This window comes from Pseudoxanthomonas sp. LjRoot143, from assembly GCF_964252945.1.
Classification (GTDB): Bacteria; Pseudomonadota; Gammaproteobacteria; order Xanthomonadales; family Xanthomonadaceae; genus Pseudoxanthomonas_A.
In genome coordinates, this window is the sequence record NZ_CAXUPM020000001.1 from 1,528,418 (window position 1) to 1,544,641 (window position 16,224).

Sequence of the window (16,224 nt, forward strand, 5' to 3'; positions counted from 1 at the left end):
GCTGATGAGACGATCAAGTCGGTGGCGACCCGTGACTCAGCGAGTGGTGACCTTCAGGCCTGCAGCCTCCACGTTCTTCACGCCCTTGATAGCGCGCGTGACTTTGATGGCCTTGTCCTTCTCAGCTTGCGTGGACACGGTGCCGGACAAGGTCACAACACCGTTGACGGTATCGACCTTGACCTCGGTGCCGGGAACATTCGAGCTGGCCAGCAGGTCGGCTTTGACTTTCGTGGTGATCCAGGTGTCATCGACCGGCTGGTGGGAATCATGCTGTGCGGTAGCGGCTTTGGGCTTGTCATGCTCCCCCGCCATAGCAAGGGCAGGCAGGGACAGAACCAGAATGCTGAGTGCTGCAAGGGTCAACGAGCGTTTCATCATCAGATCTCCCAGAGAAAAGGTCAGTGCAAGAACGAAGTGCCAGGCAGTGGCTGAAGCGACAGATTGGTGCCTAGTGAGTGCATGCTGAGCGTGTGCCCGTCGACTGGCCGTGAAGCTTGACGGCGTGATTCTTTGCCGGTTTCGTAACGATTCCCGACATAGCCTGTGTGCAGGTTTTCAGAGGGAAACGTAATGCCATCCACCAAGTCGTCCAGTCGAGCACGCAACGGCGCCAAAGCCACTGTTGAGCGGCAACGCGCGCTTCAGGCCGAGGCGTTGGCCAAGGCGGCCAAAGCCGCAAAGGCGAAGAAAAAGCCGGTTCAGGCGGGTGCGAGAAAGCAGCCCAAGCCGCCGATGAGCCGCCAGCATCTTGATAAGCCTGGGTTGGAGTCTGAGCTGCAACTGCAGCCCAAATTCTTGGCCCCTGACTACATTGGCAGTGCCAAGCTAAAAGGGCTGTCTGCACTCATCACGGGAGGCGACTCTGGCATTGGGCGGGCAGTGGCGGTGTTGTTCGCGCGAGAGGGTGCGGATGTCGCGATCGTTTATCTAAGCGAACATGAAGATGCTGAAGTCACCGCGGAGCATGTTCAAGCCGAGGGTCAGCGCTGTGTGCTCATCCCTGGGGATGTCAGAGATCCGAAGTTTTGCGAGGAGGCCGTAGCGGCGACGGTCAAATCCTTCGGCAGACTCGACATACTGGTGAACAATGCAGCCTTCCAACAGCACGCAATGCGTTTGGAGGATGTCTCGCCTGCCCAGCTCGCCGAGACGCTGGAGACCAATATCGGCGGATACTTCAACATGGCACGCGCCGCATTGCCTCACATGGGGCAGGGCAGCAGCATCATCAACTCGGGGTCCGAGACGGGGCTGTTGGGTAGCAAACACCTATTGGACTATTCGGCCACTAAAGGCGCTATCCACGCCTTTACCAAGTCCCTGGCCAGCAATCTTCTACCGCGCGGTATTCGCGTCAATGCGGTAGCACCGGGTCCGGTGTGGACGCCGCTTAACCCGGCAGATAAGACTGCAAAAGACGTGGCCACCTTTGGGCAAGACAGTGACATGGGACGTCCGGCGCAGCCGGAGGAGGTTTCCCCGGCCTATGTGTTCCTGGCTTCGCCCACTACCGCTTCCTACATCAATGGCATCATCCTGCCGGTGATGGGGGGGCCTTCAGGATAGATAAGGACTCGGGTCTGCATCGACGCCTTCGACAAACATTGGTTCAACGCGCAGGTGAAAGCTTTCTGCCACCGGTGATAAAGGTGGCCACCATTCCGAGAAAAGAGCGAGAGAACAGGTGCTCCCTCGCTCCGGGAGGAATCAATCGTCGTCGCGATCGTTCTGCGGCTTCTTCTGGGTGCCCTGTTGCTTCTGCTGGCCTGGCTGGTTATCCCGGTCCCTGTTCTGTGTCTGCTGGCCCTGCTGGTTCTGATTGCGACCGGGTGTCTGCTGCTTGTCTTTTTGGGTCTGGTTCGGCATTTCCATAGTCCTAAAAGGCGCGACCGGTTGGACGCCCCTGAAGCTTGCGGCGGCATCCGTGAGCGCCGTATGCATGACCAGTTAACCGCCTTCTACGTCCCTGAATAGCTAAGCTCGGAGACGTTCGCCTGGCCTATTCAGCTATTGGCAAAGGTAGCGATCGATGACCCGTGCTTATCGCCGGATCAGGCAGCGAGCCAGATCCATCGGGATCCCAGCGTTAAAGACGATCAAGCCTACCCTTCGTTTGAGTCAACACCCCTTCAAACCGTTCCAACTCCCGCTCATCGGAAGGGGCACGCGCGTACAGTTCGGGCTCGTCCAGGACATCCAGCATCGCAGCGTGGGCACTGCCATCTTCGGTGAAGCTAAGTAGGGATTCATAGACACACGCGCCCGAGTCCGTGCGCCAGCAGCGCAGAACAGAGCCCTCCAGCCAGATAGCCCATCGCTCATTCATGTCAGACGGCCACAAGGCGCCTTGTCTCAGCCGGGCGACTTCGCTGGGATCGAACACATGCCCGCAACGAATAGGCCACCTTGCCCCTGTAAGCGGTGTCAAATCCTTTCGCCAACCCATATGCCTTCATCCCCACATCAAAGTACTGCATCCACCATCGGCCAGTAATCACAGCGTGCCAAGCGTGGTCCGAGGTACGCAGTGGGCTCGCAAACAATCAGCCATCCGCCCAGGCTGCGTGGCCGACTCTCAGTGAACAGACTACCCGCGGACCGCGTCAGCGCCAACGGGACGGATCGGGCGTTCGGACAATCAACAAGTTGCATCCGCTCAACGAGAAAAGCCGTAGCAGCTTCAAGGCGGATGTGCGCGGGCCTTGGCTCACATTTGACATGACCTTGACCCCACAACGTCTCCACTTACAACCTTCATCGAGGATATTGGATATGGGACGCTTCGATACGCAGCGATACACCCAGTTGCTGTCGGTGCTCACACCGAACTCAGGCGTTGCCCAGTGCATGCACTATCCTGGAATGACGCCCATTCCGGACGGCTACGACGAATTCGCGCACACGCACGCCGAGCAACTAGACGCCGCGTGGTCCGACCTGTGTCCCGCCTATGCATTGGCGATCGTTGCCTTGGGTAGCTACCAACTCCCCCGCGACGATGCGGAGATGGAGGTACTCTGGGATGAGCTCGGGGGAGGTTCCACTAAGCTGTGGCCTGACGTACGTCCGGTGGTAGAACGGGCATGGCTATGGTTGGAGGCGCACGCCTCGCAGCCAAGAGATCCGCGCCTTTCTTAGGGTCGGGTACCGGCCTGAAGCGAGGGGGGCTCAGAGATCGGGCAGCGATTGAAGGTTGTACGGAACTCACGCGAATGGGCCATGACCTCGCGTCGTGCGCGGTTCACGCCGCCCAATGGACGATGTTCAACAACCGCGTTCCACGGGCTGAATGCCAAACGATGCTCTTGCTCTTCCGCTTCGGCCGACCAGGCCGGCTGAGGGGGGATGATCAGGCTGGCCACGGTCTGCCAAGGGCTATCTTCTTCCGACCATGCAGTTGCGGCATCTTCAATCGGCATGCGATCCAGATTCCGACGCAGCTGCACTCGAAAGTCCCATACCAAATCTAGCAACCCCTGGCTGGTTACCTCATTAATCGCAGCGCGCTGCGCATCTGTTGAGCACTCAATGGGCGCATCCCGGAGCCCCTGCAATGCTGCAGCTCTGGGGAGCAAAGAAAATTTGGCCATGTAACGGCCGTACAAGAAGGGCACTTGGGAAAAATAGGTCTCACCCAAAGGGTGATGTTGGGGTTCTCCACCTAACCCCTTGAGCTTGCCACTTTCAAGGCCTACCCATTCCAGCGCGGCTTCTGTGCCGCGCAACGTGGTGGAGATGACCTCCTTGGTACGCGGCATTTTCTCGGTGGTGGATGCCAAGAGTTTGGCCGCGCCAACGAACTTGGCAGGGGTGGGCGCTGTGAAGCTCTCGCCATTGACCATGAGAAAGTCTTGGGAGTGACCGGCCAAGCTTTCAGGTAATCGCTGACCTGGAACATCGAGAACCTTGATGGCCAACGCCCGTGGCGTGGACACCGTGTCGGGCAACTGCTCGGCCGGTGGGGACGAGAACCGGACGATGGCTTGGTGCAGACCTGGGTGGGCGAAGATGCCTTGTGCCAACTCTTCTGGAAGCTCGGCGTGGATGCGAAAGGCGGCTCGCAGCAATGCTTGGCCTTTGGCATGCACGGCGCGATGGGCCGTTCCTTCCTGCTCGGCCACCGTGGCCGCCATGCGCAGGAATATCTCTTTCAACTCAGCGATGGCCTCTGCTTCGTCTTCTGGACGCGCTTCCATGGTCGGGTCATAGGCGATCGGCGGTCCATAAGCGGCCATGGAATGTTCCTGGTTAGTTCGTGGAGGGGAATGAGCGGTCGTGCTCAGCGACTTGCACGCGGGCGACAACGCGCGCCAAAAGGACCAAACGCTGCCGCACCCACGTGTCCGCCCATCGCCTTGCGTTCTCTTTGGTGACCAAGGTGGCCTGTTGGGGAACAACGTAGACCGGTGCAAGCACTACCTTGGCCCGCCAGCCAGCACCACATGGCTCGATGTCGATAATGGGCACGGAGGCGAATAGCAGCGTGCTCTTGGCGGGCGTGTCGACCCACCAGAAATCCTCGGACAGTGCCGCTTCGTCGGGCGAATGGACGCGGGCGGGGTGGGGCGCAGACATGTCCGCTCTACGAGACTCAGTTACCGACACCATAGTCTTGGCCTGTGTAAAAGCGGTGAACTGGCGCGCTCCAACGTGATGCTGACGCGGCGTTCACGGCCGGGCTCCTTAGATGCCCTTTGATCTCCTTCCCTGGTGCTCACCATGGCGCGCCCCATCTGGACTGGCTCCCTGTCGTTTGGCCTGCTCAACATTCCGGTGTCCCTGATGTCGGGAGAGCGGCGGACGGATTTAAGCTTCCGTATGCTGGATTCCCGTGACAAGAAACCCATCCGGTTCGAGCGCGTCAATGCCGACACAGGCGAGGAAGTGCCGTGGAAGGACATCATCAAGGCCTTCGAGTACGACAAGGGAAGCTATGTGGTGATCGACAAGGAAGACATTGCCGCCGCCGCGCCTGAGACGCATGAGTCGGTAGATGTGGAAGCCTTTGTGGATGCAGCCAGCATCAATCTGCGCTTCTTTGAGAAACCTTACATCCTGGTGCCCGGGAAGAAAGCCGAAAAAGGCTACGTACTTCTACGAGAGACGCTCAAGAATACGGGAAAAGTGGGTATTGCCCGCGTGGTGATCCGCACGCGGGAATACATTTGCGCGGTGATGCCTGATGCCGAAGCGCTAGTCCTGATCTTGCTGCGTTACCCGCAGGAACTGGTGGAGTTTGATGAGTACAAGCTGCCGACCGGTACACCAGCTGACTTTCGGGTTGCACCAAAGGAACTGGAGATGGCCGAGCAATTGATCAACTCCATGACCGCGGACTGGACGCCGGGCGACTATCACGACGAATTTCGGGAACGCTTGTCCGCGATTATAAAGAAGCGAATCAAGTCGGCAGGCGCTACCACCAAGTTCGAAGAGCCCGAGCAACGCGAGGATGCGGCCACCAATGTAGTGGATTTCATGTCCTTGCTTCAGCAGAGCCTGGACACCAAGAAACGCACGCCTGCCAAAGTCGCCTCCAAAACACCAGCCTCCAAAGCCAAAAAAACTAGCAAGGCGGTCAAGAAGGCGCCTGCAAAGAAAAAGGCTCGGGCTTAGGCTGGGAGGAGGGCACTCCTTGTTGCGAAGCCCCCGTATTCTCAAAAAAAGGGCCCCTGGTGAGGGCCCTTTTGTGGAACGTGCGACGGCTCGATCAGCCGACGCTACACCAGCATTAGAGTTCCGCGTCTTGCACAGGGCGACCGTGCTGCGGAGTCGTGATGAGGTCATCCAAATCGAACCCCTGCTGGCGCGCAGTGGCCAAATACTCCTGGACGACAGCAGGTTGCAGCTGAGGCGACCGAGCAAGCAGCCACAGATACTTCCTGTCAGGCGAGCCGACTAGCACTACCTGATACTCATTGTCCAGACGCAGAATCCAGTAGTCGCCCTTGGTAAAGGGAATCCATTTCAGTCCGTCCGGCATGAAGGAGACTTTGAGCTTCGCCCCGTGCGAGCCTTCCTCCACCACCGCTTCGCCGATGGACTGATGGACTTGACCGTCACGCGAGCGGGCGCGGTTGTCCACCCGCACACTGCCATCTTCCTTAACGCTATAGGTGGCGGTGACATCCGTGTAGTCCTCGGGCTCGTGGCGCATGGGAAGACGCGCGATCTCATACCACGTCCCTACGTAGCGGCTCAGATCCACCAACGTTACCGTGGACGGTTCGGTCGTATCGTTCATGGCACATCTCATCCTGAAGGGAAGCTCAGGCTAAAAGTGCGGCCGTGAAGACGCCGTTCGTCTGTCAGGACGGTTCAAGCGAAATGACGGCAAGCTCATCACCCAACCCATCGGCGACTTGGTTACGCCCTCGCTGCTTTGCGACGTAAAGCGCAACGTCTGCATTTTCCAAGAGGATGTGGGGGTGAGGGCCGTCAGATGAGGGGGCAGCACAGGCCACGCCGATACTCAGGCTGAGCAAGCCAGTGGGGCATGCCAGGTGCGGAATGCATGCTTGGGCAACGTGCTCACGTATGTGTTCGGCGCAGGCCAGCGCTTTCTTTCGGGAGCAATCGTTGAGCAGGATCACGAACTCCTCCCCGCCATATCGGGCCACCAGCGCGTCAGGATGGATATGCGCACCCGTCTGTAAGAGCTGAGCCACCTTCTCGAGACACGCATCGCCTGCGGCATGGCCCAAGGTGTCATTGAACAGTTTGAAGAAATCGATATCGATAAAGAGAAGACCCAGTGGCTTTCCGCTCGTGGCATGAAGGTGCCACTGTGCATCCAAGCTCTGGTTGAACTTCCTGCGGTTCGGTAGCCCTGTCAGAGCATCGTGTTCGGCGAGCCAGAACATGCGCGCATTGGCCTTCTCCAGATCCGCCTGCACCCGTTGGTAGGCATGTTGGGTCAGCACGGAGCGCCCCACATAAAGCAGCAGCGCAGCGCAGGCCAATGCCGCGGCGAGCATGGGGTGGTAGTCGGCCAACACGATGCTGATAAGCACAATGGCCATCGGGGCTACGGCCGGTACCAAGAGCAGGGCCAGCGTCTTGACCGGGCCAGGCTTGCGCAGTTCATCGTCGTCAGCCGCTGTGCGCCGTTCGGCGATGATGTGATGAACAACGAAGACCACGGCAGCCAGGTCGCCGAGCAGGAACCAGGGTGAGCCGGGGGGCGGGGCCAAACCATTGATGATTACTTGATTGACCAACAGCGCCATGCCCGCATAGATCGAGAGTAGGACCGCTGCACTTGCGGCGAAGCGCCGTTCGGCTTGCGTCGGTTGCAGCGGAATGAAGGCCACTGAGCACCGCAATCACCACGTTCACCAGTTCGTGGTACGTGTAGGCGCGCTCACCGCTGACAGCCGGGACGGTAAACGTCGCCCCGGCGGCGATCTGGGGGAAGTACAACAGGCTGATCGCGAGGATAAGCAGCATCGCCTGTACCCCATCAAACACGCCGGTATGGGCCAGGACTTGCGATTGCTCATCAGCACAATGGCCAACAGCCACGGAATGGCGCGCAGTGAGAACACCATCAGGTAGGGCGAAGCCACCGCTGTGTCGGCATTGGACATCTGGCTGTAGGCACTCAGTCCATAGGCCAGAATCCATAACGCCATGCCCGCCGCCAGCAAGCACCAGCGCAGGCGCAGTAGTTCGGTACGCCGTTTGGCCTGGGCCAGGCAGAAGGCGGCCGCCACGGCCACAGCCAAGGACACCCCTAAGGGGGTAACCCACTTCTGCTCAGGCAGAAGCAGGGCAAGCGCCAGATGCGCGCCCGCCGCCGCCAACAACAAGCTGGTCCACGAGACAATGATTGGAAGCTTCGGAGCAGGGTAGGTCATGGGCGCAAGCCTGGGCTTGGCCGCTATGATGCAAGACTTGTTCCCTAGGGCTTGATCCTGCTGCTCGCACCGACCCGCAGGCCCCTTCTGGGACGGGGCTTCCAGGCTGCCCGTTCTCGGCCTGCCGTGCTCAGGACTACCTACGCGCTGGCTGCTGCCCTATCAACAGACACGTCGTCTTCTTCCTGCCCAGATGCGTCCAGGTCTGCAAGCCGATAACCGGCCTGTTTGACTGTCTGGAGCAGGGCAGGACTGAAATCCCGGTCGATGGCACGGCGCAGGTTGTACAGGTGGCTGCGCAGCACATCCGAGTCAGGGAGCTCATCGCCCCAGATCTCGCGCTCGATTTCGCGACGACTGACCACGCGCGGGGATTCGCGCATGAGAATCTGTAGCAACTTCATGCCCACCGACGCAATGGCGATCGGCTTGCCCCCGCGCCGGACCTGCTGGCTCATCGGATCCAAGGTCAGGTCCGCCACCTGCAAGACCTGCCCGCACAATTCCTTGCGGTTGCGGCGGATCACCGCCTTCAGCCGCGCTTCCAACTCCTGTGCAGAAAACGGCTTGGTCAGGTAATCGTCGACCCCTTGCTCCAGGCCCGCGATCTTGTCTTCCAAGGTATCCCGCGCGGTCACCATGATGATCGGCGTGCCGACGCGGTCGGTTTCTCGAAGACGTTTGACGACTTCCAGCCCATCCATGCGGGGCAGGTTACCGTCGAGCACAATGGCGTCGTACCGGTTCTCGCTGGCCAGACGGTAGCCTTCCAGCCCATCCATGGCGTAGTCCACGTCAAAGGACCGGGATTCCAGATACCCGCCCACCGTTTGGACAAGCGCCCGATTGTCTTCCACCAGCAAAACGACCCCTGAGCTCTGCATGGATCACCCTTACTATTCAGTTTGGTGAAAGTGCCCAAGTGGCCGTCAACATGTCGTGAAGGCCCTCAAGGTCCCACCGCGGGGGGCGCTGCGAGCTGATCCATCAGGGCGGGCACCATTTCGGCCAATTCGCGGGCGAAAAAACCCACGCTGCCGATCTGGGCGCTACGAAGTTCCCCGGCACGGCCATGAAGCCAGACGCCCCAGGCCGCTGCTTGTTCTGGCGGCGCACCGCGGGCCACAAGACCGGCAATAAGACCCGCAAGCACGTCCCCTGAGCCCGAGGTGCCAAGCCCTTTGCAGCCTCCCCGATGCACCCATAGGCGGCCGTTAGGCGCTGATATCCAGGTAATGGGGCCCTTAAGCACCAGAAGCACATTGAAGTTCGTGGCGAACTGCAGCGCGATCTCAGGAGCGCGCGACTGCACCTGCTCGATATCCACATCGATCAGGGACGCCATCTCCCCGGCATGGGGGGTCAGGATCGGCACGTGAGTGAAAGCATGCCCGCGCCGAAAACTTGCGATCGCGCCAGCATCGACAACCGGCGAGCAATCAACCGAAGCACTCAGCCGCTTGACCATGGTCTGCAACGCCGGCATGTCGTCCATACCAGGTCCAATCAAGATGGCATCGGCCCGCGCCGCCGTGTGCTCCATCGCCGCGGTGCTGGTACACGCGCCGCCTGCTGTCGTAGGCAAGGGGAGGACTTTGGCCTCCGGCAGTGCCACGCTCAAGGCTAGTGCAACCTCTTGGGGTACGGCCAGTGCCAGTTTTCCAGCACCGGCGCGCAGGGACGCCTCACCGGCTAGCAGGGCGGCGCCGGGCACATAAGGGGACCCGGCAATCACCAAGACTCGCCCCCGATCCTCCTTGCTCTGACTTCCTTCCGCAGAGGGCAATGGCCAGGTGCGTAGAAGCGCTTCATCAATGTGCGTTGCCGCCGCAGCCGGGCTCATTTCGGGCCGGCCGGGGCGTCAGCGGCCACCGTCACCTCCGCGGTGGCGGCCAACTGAGGCGGTACGAAGTTGGCGCGGTAGAGCCCGAAACGCACGGCCTCCTCCCCAGATGAGAAACCGTATTCAGTCACCGAACAGTTCGGAACATCGGCCAACTCATCGATCTCCAAAATTGCCTTCTCATCCAGGCATTCGAGCAAGTAGCGAAAGCAATTCACGATGACCTGATGGGCCACGATCACCACGCGATCGCCCACGTGGTCCCGGCGCAACACTTCCACCACGCTGCGAAGGCGGAGGATGACATCGCACCAGCTTTCGCCCCCGGGCGGTCGAAAATAGAACTTGCCCACCAACGCGCGTTGGTCGGCCAAATCAGGAAATTGCTGGCGGATACCTTGCACGGTGTACCGATCAAGGATCCCAAACTCCTTCTCCCTCAGTCGCTCATCGACATGGATCTCATCCATCTGCGCGGATAGCGCTTGGGCGACCGCGTCGCAGGTCTGACGCGCGCGCACAAACGGCGAGCTCATGAAGTGCGTGGGGCGTTCGCTTGCATCGAGCGTGGCAAACCAGTCGGCGAGCGCGACGGCCTGCCGCTCACCCAGTTCTGACAGCGGCGTGTCGGCATCCCGGTGTTCCAGATCAATCAGACTGGCTCCGCTAAGTTCGGCTTCATCACGGGCCACATTGCCGGCGCTTTGTCCATGGCGCACGATCCACAGCCGTTCGGGCCAATCGGTATGTTGAAGTCGGGGCATCCGGCGCCTCCTGCAGGTGAAAGAACCATAGCGAGCGGATTGTTAACGAGCTGCGCATGGCGGTGTGCACGGCGCGAGGTAGGCTGAGCACGGTGAACCTGTCCTGGTAGCAGCGTCCGTGAGCGCAGCGTCATCATCCCGCCCCCTGCATACCCCCGATGGCCGATACATTGTCGTTCGCCAACGTCTGTGGCGCGCCGCCAATCCCACGCTGTCAGCGCAGAGGCGACAGCACTTGACGGAGGCGTTGATGCACGCGCGACGAGCGGTCAAGACCGCCCAGCGCGATGGCGATGCTTCGGCATTGATCCAAGCGCGGCAGGCAGTGCAAGCGGCCAAGGTGGCGCTGGGGGAGCGGGGCCCGGTGTGGTGGACAGACGGAGCCAGCGACTACAACCGATACCTGGTGAAGAACACGCCTTACGCGGCCTGGTTTAGCCAGTTGCCCTGATCGAACTGCAAAGCGTGTTCTATCCCATGGTCCCGACCCTTCGATAGTTGGGACACTTCTACCGGGGACGGTCGCTTGCTGTCCTTGCTCTTGGGAAAGGGGTGGAGGGTGCCATGCGACTGACCGCATTGCCGATTGCAAGGACGCTCGCCTGACTGCTGACGCCTTAGGTCAGAGATGGGTTGTTCTTTTGATGACCCTGACCGCAGGGAAGGGCCTGAGGGAAGCTTGCAATCGTTGAGTACGGTGGTCTGTCCTAGAGCCATCAGTCCTCGGATAGACTAGCTCCTCACTATGCAGCAGCCTTCGGTCACTCGCCCACCCTGTGGCGGAGTAGACCGTCACCTTCGTAGTCGAGAATCCAATGATGACACCCCCCTCTGCGATGGATGCGACGGCAGATCGCATGGAAAACGAGCGCGGCAAGATGGCCCTGGCGGCCGGCGCTGTCTTAGGAACCTGGCAATGGGACGTCACGAGCGACCAGGTGAGGGTCGATTCGGCATTAGAACTGGCTTTCGGCCTTCAGGAAGCAAGCGCCCAGGGCAAGGTCAAGTTAGGCGATCTGATTGCTGCAGTTCACCCTGACGACCAGCCCGCGCTGGAAGCGGCGATCGCCTTGGCCATGCAGGTCGGCGGGCGCTACAGCCATCAGTACCGGATCAAGGCCGCACAGGGTCAATGGCGCTGGGTGGAGGCCGTGGGTTGGATAAATCTGGATGCCGAGGGCAAGGCCAGCAGCTTTCCGGGCATCCTGATCGATATCGACGAAAAGCGCATGCTCCAGCAGGAGCGGGACCGCGCAGAGACTTTGCTCAGCACCTTTGTCGAAGCCGTACCGGGTGTGGTGTACGCCAAGGATCGGCAAGGACGATTGCTCATTGGAAACCGCGGGACGAGCGATCTGATCGGTAAGCCGCCTGAGCACTACATCGGCAAGACCGATGCCGAGTTGCTGGAGAATCCCGAGCAAGCGGCGGCCGTGATGGATGCGGACGAACGGGTAATGTCCACCGGGCAGGCAGAGCAGTTGGAAGAGGAAGTGAGCTATCCGGATGGAAGGCGAGCCTACTGGTTGTCGACCAAGGCGCCGATGCTGGATGCGGAAGGTCAAGTCGTAGGCTTGATCGGGGCGTCGCTGGATATCACCGATCGCAAGACTGTGGAGGCTCAACGCCGCGAAATCCAGGAGCGTTATCGACTGGCGGCTCGTGCGACCAACGATGCGATCTGGGATTGGCAGATGGTCGATGGCCATGTGATCTGGAATGAGGCCGTTACCACGCTCTTCGGTCATCCGATCACCGAAAGCTCGGCCCAATGGTGGCTGGATCACATCCACCCTGAGGACCGCCAGCGCATTGATCACAGCATTCATGAGGTGATCGACAACGGTGGGGAGTCCTGGTCAGCCGAGTACCGCTTTGCGCGGGCAGACGGCAGCTATGCTCACATCTTGGATCGTGGCACCGTCCTGCGCTCCGCGTCAGGCGAGGCCTTGCGCATGATCGGTGCGATGCTCGATCTGAGCGAGCGCCGTGCCGCGCAAACCGCCTTGGCCGAGAGCGAAGAACGGCTGCGCCTGGCTACTGAAGCCTCGGGAATCGGGTTCTGGGACGTAGATCTGATCCACGACGTGCTTATTTGGCCCGCGCGTACCAAAGCCATGTTCGGCATCTCAGCCGAGGTTCCCGTCTCCATGGCCGATTTCTATGCCGGCCTGCACCCGCAGGACAGCGAAAAGATTCAGGAGGCTTTCGCCAATGCGGCCGATCCTGCCTTGCGCGCGCTCTACGATGTTGAGTACCGCACAGTCGGCAAAGAGGATGGCGTTGTCCGTTGGGTAGCGGCCAAAGGCCGCGGCGTTTTTGAAGGCGATCGATGTGTGCGCGTGGTCGGTGTTGCGATCGATATCACCGCCAAGAAGGATATCGAGACGCAGCTTCTTGAACTCAACAACACGCTGGAGTCTCGCGTCCAGGAAGAAGTCGCTGAGCGGGCGAAAGTCGAAGAGGCGCTGCGGCAAAGTCAGAAGATGGAGGCGGTAGGCCAGCTCACCGGCGGTATCGCCCATGACTTCAACAATATGCTGGCGGCGATCATTGGACCGCTGGATCTGCTGAGCGATCGCATCAGTCCTGACGATGCGCGTGCTAAGCGGTACGTGGACATGGCCATGGAAGCCTCCCGCCGTGCAGCACAGTTGACTCAGCGATTGCTGGCATTTTCCCGTCAGCAACCTTTGCGTCCTGAGTCGCTGGATGCCAACAAATTGGTAGCCGGGATGTCGGATCTGCTGAGTCACGCGTTGGGCAGCAGCGTCCAGCTGGAGACCGTGCTCTCAGGTGGCCTTTGGCGCACGAGTGCTGATCCCAATCAGCTGGAAAACGTGATTCTCAACCTGGCCGTAAATGCACGCGACGCGATGCCTGAGGGCGGACGTTTGACGGTGGAGACGGCCAATTGCTACCTCGACCATGCCTACGTGGCCGATCACCCCGGTATCAGCGCAGGGCAGTACGTGCTCATCTGTGTTTCCGACACCGGCAGCGGTATGCCTGCGGAGGTGATCGCCAAGGCGTTCGATCCCTTCTTTACGACCAAGGAAGTCGGGCGCGGCACCGGGCTGGGCCTTTCGCAGGTGTATGGCTTCGTCAAACAGACCGGTGGCCACGTCAAGATTTATTCGGAGTTGGGCAGCGGCACCACGATCAAGGTGTATCTGCCCCGACTGCAGGGGACCGGCGCTGAGCTCAGTGCGGCGGTGGTTTCCCAGCCGCTGCCACGCGGAGAAAGCAAAGAAGTCATTCTCGTGGTCGAGGACGAAGCAGCGGTCAGGCAGTTTTCGGTGGAAGCACTGAGCGAATTGGGCTATCACGTGCTGGAAGCCGACGGTGCGGCGGCGGCGCTGCAGATCCTGGAAAGCGAACCGGGCATCGCATTGCTTTTCACCGACGTCGTCATGCCGGTGACCAATGGGCGAAAGCTCGCCGATGAGGCGTGTCGGCGGTGGCCCCACCTCAAAGTCCTGTTCACGACTGGCTATAGCCGCAATGCCGTCGTACATAACGGCGTGCTGGACCCAGGCGTGCATCTGATCGTCAAGCCCTTCACGGTCCAGGAACTGGCAACGCGCGTGCGCGACGTGCTGGAAGGGCGGAGCTAAAGGTTACGCAGGCGCCTCGACATATCCTCGACGCCCGCTGCAGCACGATGGCTGCGACCTGCCGGAGTCCGCCATGATCCTTTCAAGAATTGCCGCTGTCTGCCTGATGGGCTTCGCCTCGTGGGCTGCGGCCGCCGCTCCTGACCGCCCTTTGTCTGAACAGGCCAATGACAGCAGTACACGCGGCGGCGTGGCAGGGCTGTTGCGGGCTCAGGTGCTGCTCGATCGCGCCCATTTCTCCCCAGGCGAGATCGATGGACAGGCCGGCTCGAATCAGCGACGCGCCGTGCGCGGATATCAACAGGCCAAGGGACTTCCTGTCACGGGGGAATTGGACGAAGCCACTTGGGCCATGCTCAATCAAGGTGCACCAGCGGCGGTCGTGAGTTACACGCTGACGGCCAAGGACGTAGAAGGGCCCTACGCCAAGGTGCCCCAAGACATGATGGCGCAATCCAAGCTTGCACATGTGGGATATGAATCTCTTGAGGAGGCCTTGGGGGAGCGCTTCCATGTAGCGCCGTCCTTGCTCAAACAGCTCAATCCCGGGGCTGACTTCACCAAGGCAAGCACCGTATTACAGGTGCCCAACGTGGCAGAGCTGACCCCCTTGCCAAAAGCGGCCAAGGTCGTAGTCGACAAGTCTGATTCCACGCTGGCGTTAGTCGATGCCAACGGTAAGCTCATTGCGCAGTTCCCGGTGTCGTCGGGCAGCGAAAAGGACCCTCTGCCGGTGGGGCAGTGGAAGGTCGTGGCTACCGCTGTAAATCCGACGTTCCACTACAACCCGGAGCTGTTCTGGGATGCCGATCCGGCCCATGCCAAAGCAAAAATCGCGGCAGGCCCGAACAACCCGGTAGGTACGCACTGGATTGATCTATCCAAACCGCATTACGGCCTGCACGGCACGCCCGTACCGGCCACCGTCGGTAAGGCGCAATCCCATGGCTGCGTGCGCCTGACCAACTGGGACGTCAAGCGAGTAGCGGCCGCTCTTAGTCCATCCACGCCCGTAGTCATGCAGGAGTAGGCGTGAAGTACCTGCTCGCCCTGCTTCTCATCGTCATTATGGGCGCGCTCGTGTGGTCGGGGGTGGTTATCACACCCACAGCCGAACGCGGGTCTGCGGCGACTGCTCCCTCTGTCGTCGCCGATTCCCCCCAACTCCCGCCAGCGGCAGCGCCCGGGGCAGTCCCACCGTCGGTATCTGAAGGGACCGAGCCCACAATAGGGCGTACCGCTACACAAGTCTCTGTCGCGCCCAACACGCTGGTTCCCTCACTGCTGATTCCCGTGCAGGGCGTCAACGCAAACGCGCTGACAGATACCTTCAACGATGCCCGAAGCCAAGGACGATCTCACGATGCCATCGACATCATGGCACCGGCAGGCACGCCCGTGCTGGCAGTTGCCGATGGTCATGTCGAAAAGCTCTTCACCAGTGAGCGGGGCGGGCTGACGATCTATCAGTTCGAGCCCACCGGTCGTTTGGCCTACTACTACGCCCACCTTCAGGCGTACGCTCCGAATCTGGCCCAGAAGCGGTCCATCAAGCGAGGCGACATCCTCGGCTATGTGGGCTCCACCGGTAATGCGAGCCCACAAGCGCCACATCTGCATTTTGCCGTCTTCATCCTGGGGCCTGAGAAGCGATGGTGGGAAGGGCAAGCCATCAACCCGTATCCGCTGCTAAGCGGCACGGCGAACTAATGAGATCGACCCGGGCGGCCAGCATAGCTTTTCGATGCTGTCTCCCAGCTCGGTCAGTACGCGAAACGGCAAGAAATAGTCCGCCGTTTTGATGTGGCGATCAGACCCGTCAGCCTTGCTCACCCTGCTCGGCTAACTCACCTTATCCCGTCACTCGTGCCCAGCTCGGTGCTTGCCAGGCGTAGATACGGCGTGGGGGAGTGGGCGCCACGGGCGGTACCAGATCAAGGCGTCCGCACGCGGCGGCCACGGCTCTTTGTCGCTGCAGCACCCACCGGGTCGCCCAACTTTTCCCATAGTCAGCATGCCGCACAGCTACCTGCTGGGGTGGGATACCAGGTACCTCTAGCAACGTGTCCACTCGCCACCCCAAGCCCACCGGCGCGACCCTTGCCAGCGCGACCGTGTCCAGGAAGAGCGTGTGCTGA

17 protein-coding genes are annotated in these 16,224 nt (G+C 60.6%); 7 read left to right on the forward strand and 10 right to left on the reverse strand.

All coding sequences use genetic code 11. The annotated features are described in order from the left end of the window. Positions 1-36 precede the first annotated feature (36 nt). Positions 37-381 carry a BON domain-containing protein gene (locus tag ACSQ1W_RS07160; protein ID WP_436042550.1) on the reverse strand — a complete coding sequence of 115 codons (345 nt, stop codon included), beginning with the start codon at positions 379-381 and terminating at the stop codon, positions 37-39. 192 nt (positions 382-573) lie between these two features. Between ACSQ1W_RS07160 and ACSQ1W_RS07165 the strand changes: the two genes are divergently transcribed. Further along, the gene (locus ACSQ1W_RS07165) at positions 574-1,569 is read left to right on the forward strand and encodes an SDR family oxidoreductase (protein WP_436042552.1); all 996 of its coding nucleotides are present in this window, start codon (positions 574-576) and stop codon (positions 1,567-1,569) included. A 141-nt stretch (positions 1,570-1,710) separates the two neighbouring features. Here ACSQ1W_RS07165 and ACSQ1W_RS07170 read toward each other — a convergent pair whose 3' ends face one another. After that, entirely contained in the window at positions 1,711-1,869 is a 159-nt protein-coding gene (locus ACSQ1W_RS07170) for a hypothetical protein (RefSeq protein ID WP_436042554.1), read from the reverse strand. 780 nt (positions 1,870-2,649) lie between these two features. Here ACSQ1W_RS07170 and ACSQ1W_RS07175 point away from each other — a divergent pair. After that, entirely contained in the window at positions 2,650-3,141 is a 492-nt protein-coding gene (locus tag ACSQ1W_RS07175) for a hypothetical protein (protein ID WP_436042556.1), read from the forward strand. Here ACSQ1W_RS07175 and ACSQ1W_RS07180 read toward each other — a convergent pair. Both ACSQ1W_RS07180 and ACSQ1W_RS07185 read right to left on the reverse strand, forming a co-directional pair. Next, the gene (locus ACSQ1W_RS07180; RefSeq protein WP_436042557.1) at positions 3,138-4,238 is read right to left on the reverse strand and encodes a catalase family protein; all 1,101 of its coding nucleotides are present in this window, start codon (positions 4,236-4,238) and stop codon (positions 3,138-3,140) included. The two genes, ACSQ1W_RS07175 and ACSQ1W_RS07180, sit on opposite strands and share 4 nt — an antisense overlap. Positions 4,239-4,251: 13 nt before the next feature. Continuing rightward, a complete protein-coding gene (locus ACSQ1W_RS07185) occupies positions 4,252-4,578 on the reverse strand; it encodes a hypothetical protein (protein ID WP_436042559.1) in 327 nt (108 codons plus the stop codon). A gap of 144 nt (positions 4,579-4,722) precedes the next feature. Between ACSQ1W_RS07185 and ACSQ1W_RS07190 the strand changes: the two genes are divergently transcribed. Next, entirely contained in the window at positions 4,723-5,619 is an 897-nt protein-coding gene (locus ACSQ1W_RS07190) for a Ku protein (RefSeq protein WP_436042561.1), read from the forward strand. Positions 5,620-5,734: 115 nt separating this feature from the next. Here the strand turns inward: ACSQ1W_RS07190 and ACSQ1W_RS07195 are convergent, their stop codons facing one another. The 6 genes from ACSQ1W_RS07195 to ACSQ1W_RS07220 all read right to left on the reverse strand — a co-directional run bounded on the left by ACSQ1W_RS07195 (position 5,735) and on the right by ACSQ1W_RS07220 (position 10,469). Next, positions 5,735-6,247, reverse strand: a complete 513-nt coding sequence (locus tag ACSQ1W_RS07195; RefSeq protein WP_436042563.1) for a lipocalin family protein — start codon at positions 6,245-6,247, stop codon at positions 5,735-5,737. A gap of 64 nt (positions 6,248-6,311) precedes the next feature. Then, positions 6,312-7,316 carry a diguanylate cyclase gene (locus tag ACSQ1W_RS07200; protein WP_436042565.1) on the reverse strand — a complete coding sequence of 335 codons (1,005 nt, stop codon included), beginning with the start codon at positions 7,314-7,316 and terminating at the stop codon, positions 6,312-6,314. A gap of 21 nt (positions 7,317-7,337) precedes the next feature. Further along, a complete protein-coding gene (locus ACSQ1W_RS07205) occupies positions 7,338-7,862 on the reverse strand; it encodes a hypothetical protein (protein ID WP_436042567.1) in 525 nt (174 codons plus the stop codon). Positions 7,863-8,002: 140 nt separating this feature from the next. After that, positions 8,003-8,746, reverse strand: coding sequence for a response regulator transcription factor (locus ACSQ1W_RS07210; protein ID WP_436042568.1), 744 nt, complete (start codon positions 8,744-8,746; stop codon positions 8,003-8,005). Between the two features lie 65 nt (positions 8,747-8,811). Further along, positions 8,812-9,705 carry an NAD(P)H-hydrate dehydratase gene (locus ACSQ1W_RS07215; RefSeq protein WP_436042569.1) on the reverse strand — a complete coding sequence of 298 codons (894 nt, stop codon included), beginning with the start codon at positions 9,703-9,705 and terminating at the stop codon, positions 8,812-8,814. Further along, the gene (locus tag ACSQ1W_RS07220; RefSeq protein ID WP_436042570.1) at positions 9,702-10,469 is read right to left on the reverse strand and encodes a histidine phosphatase family protein; all 768 of its coding nucleotides are present in this window, start codon (positions 10,467-10,469) and stop codon (positions 9,702-9,704) included. The genes ACSQ1W_RS07215 and ACSQ1W_RS07220 overlap by 4 nt, the downstream gene beginning before the upstream one ends. Positions 10,470-10,587: 118 nt before the next feature. Between ACSQ1W_RS07220 and ACSQ1W_RS07225 the strand changes: the two genes are divergently transcribed. The 4 genes from ACSQ1W_RS07225 (at position 10,588) to ACSQ1W_RS07240 (ending at position 15,796) form a co-directional block, all read left to right on the forward strand. After that, positions 10,588-10,920 (forward strand): hypothetical protein, encoded by a 333-nt coding sequence (locus ACSQ1W_RS07225; protein WP_436042571.1) that lies wholly within the window; start codon positions 10,588-10,590, stop codon positions 10,918-10,920. Between the two features lie 367 nt (positions 10,921-11,287). After that, positions 11,288-14,086: a PAS domain-containing protein gene (locus ACSQ1W_RS07230; protein WP_436042572.1), complete on the forward strand. Its 2,799-nt coding sequence runs from the start codon at positions 11,288-11,290 to the stop codon at positions 14,084-14,086. Between the two features lie 73 nt (positions 14,087-14,159). Further along, entirely contained in the window at positions 14,160-15,116 is a 957-nt protein-coding gene (locus ACSQ1W_RS07235; RefSeq protein ID WP_436042573.1) for a L,D-transpeptidase family protein, read from the forward strand. Between the two features lie 2 nt (positions 15,117-15,118). Beyond that, the gene (locus ACSQ1W_RS07240) at positions 15,119-15,796 is read left to right on the forward strand and encodes a M23 family metallopeptidase (RefSeq protein ID WP_436042574.1); all 678 of its coding nucleotides are present in this window, start codon (positions 15,119-15,121) and stop codon (positions 15,794-15,796) included. The last annotated feature ends 428 nt before the right edge of the window (positions 15,797-16,224 follow it).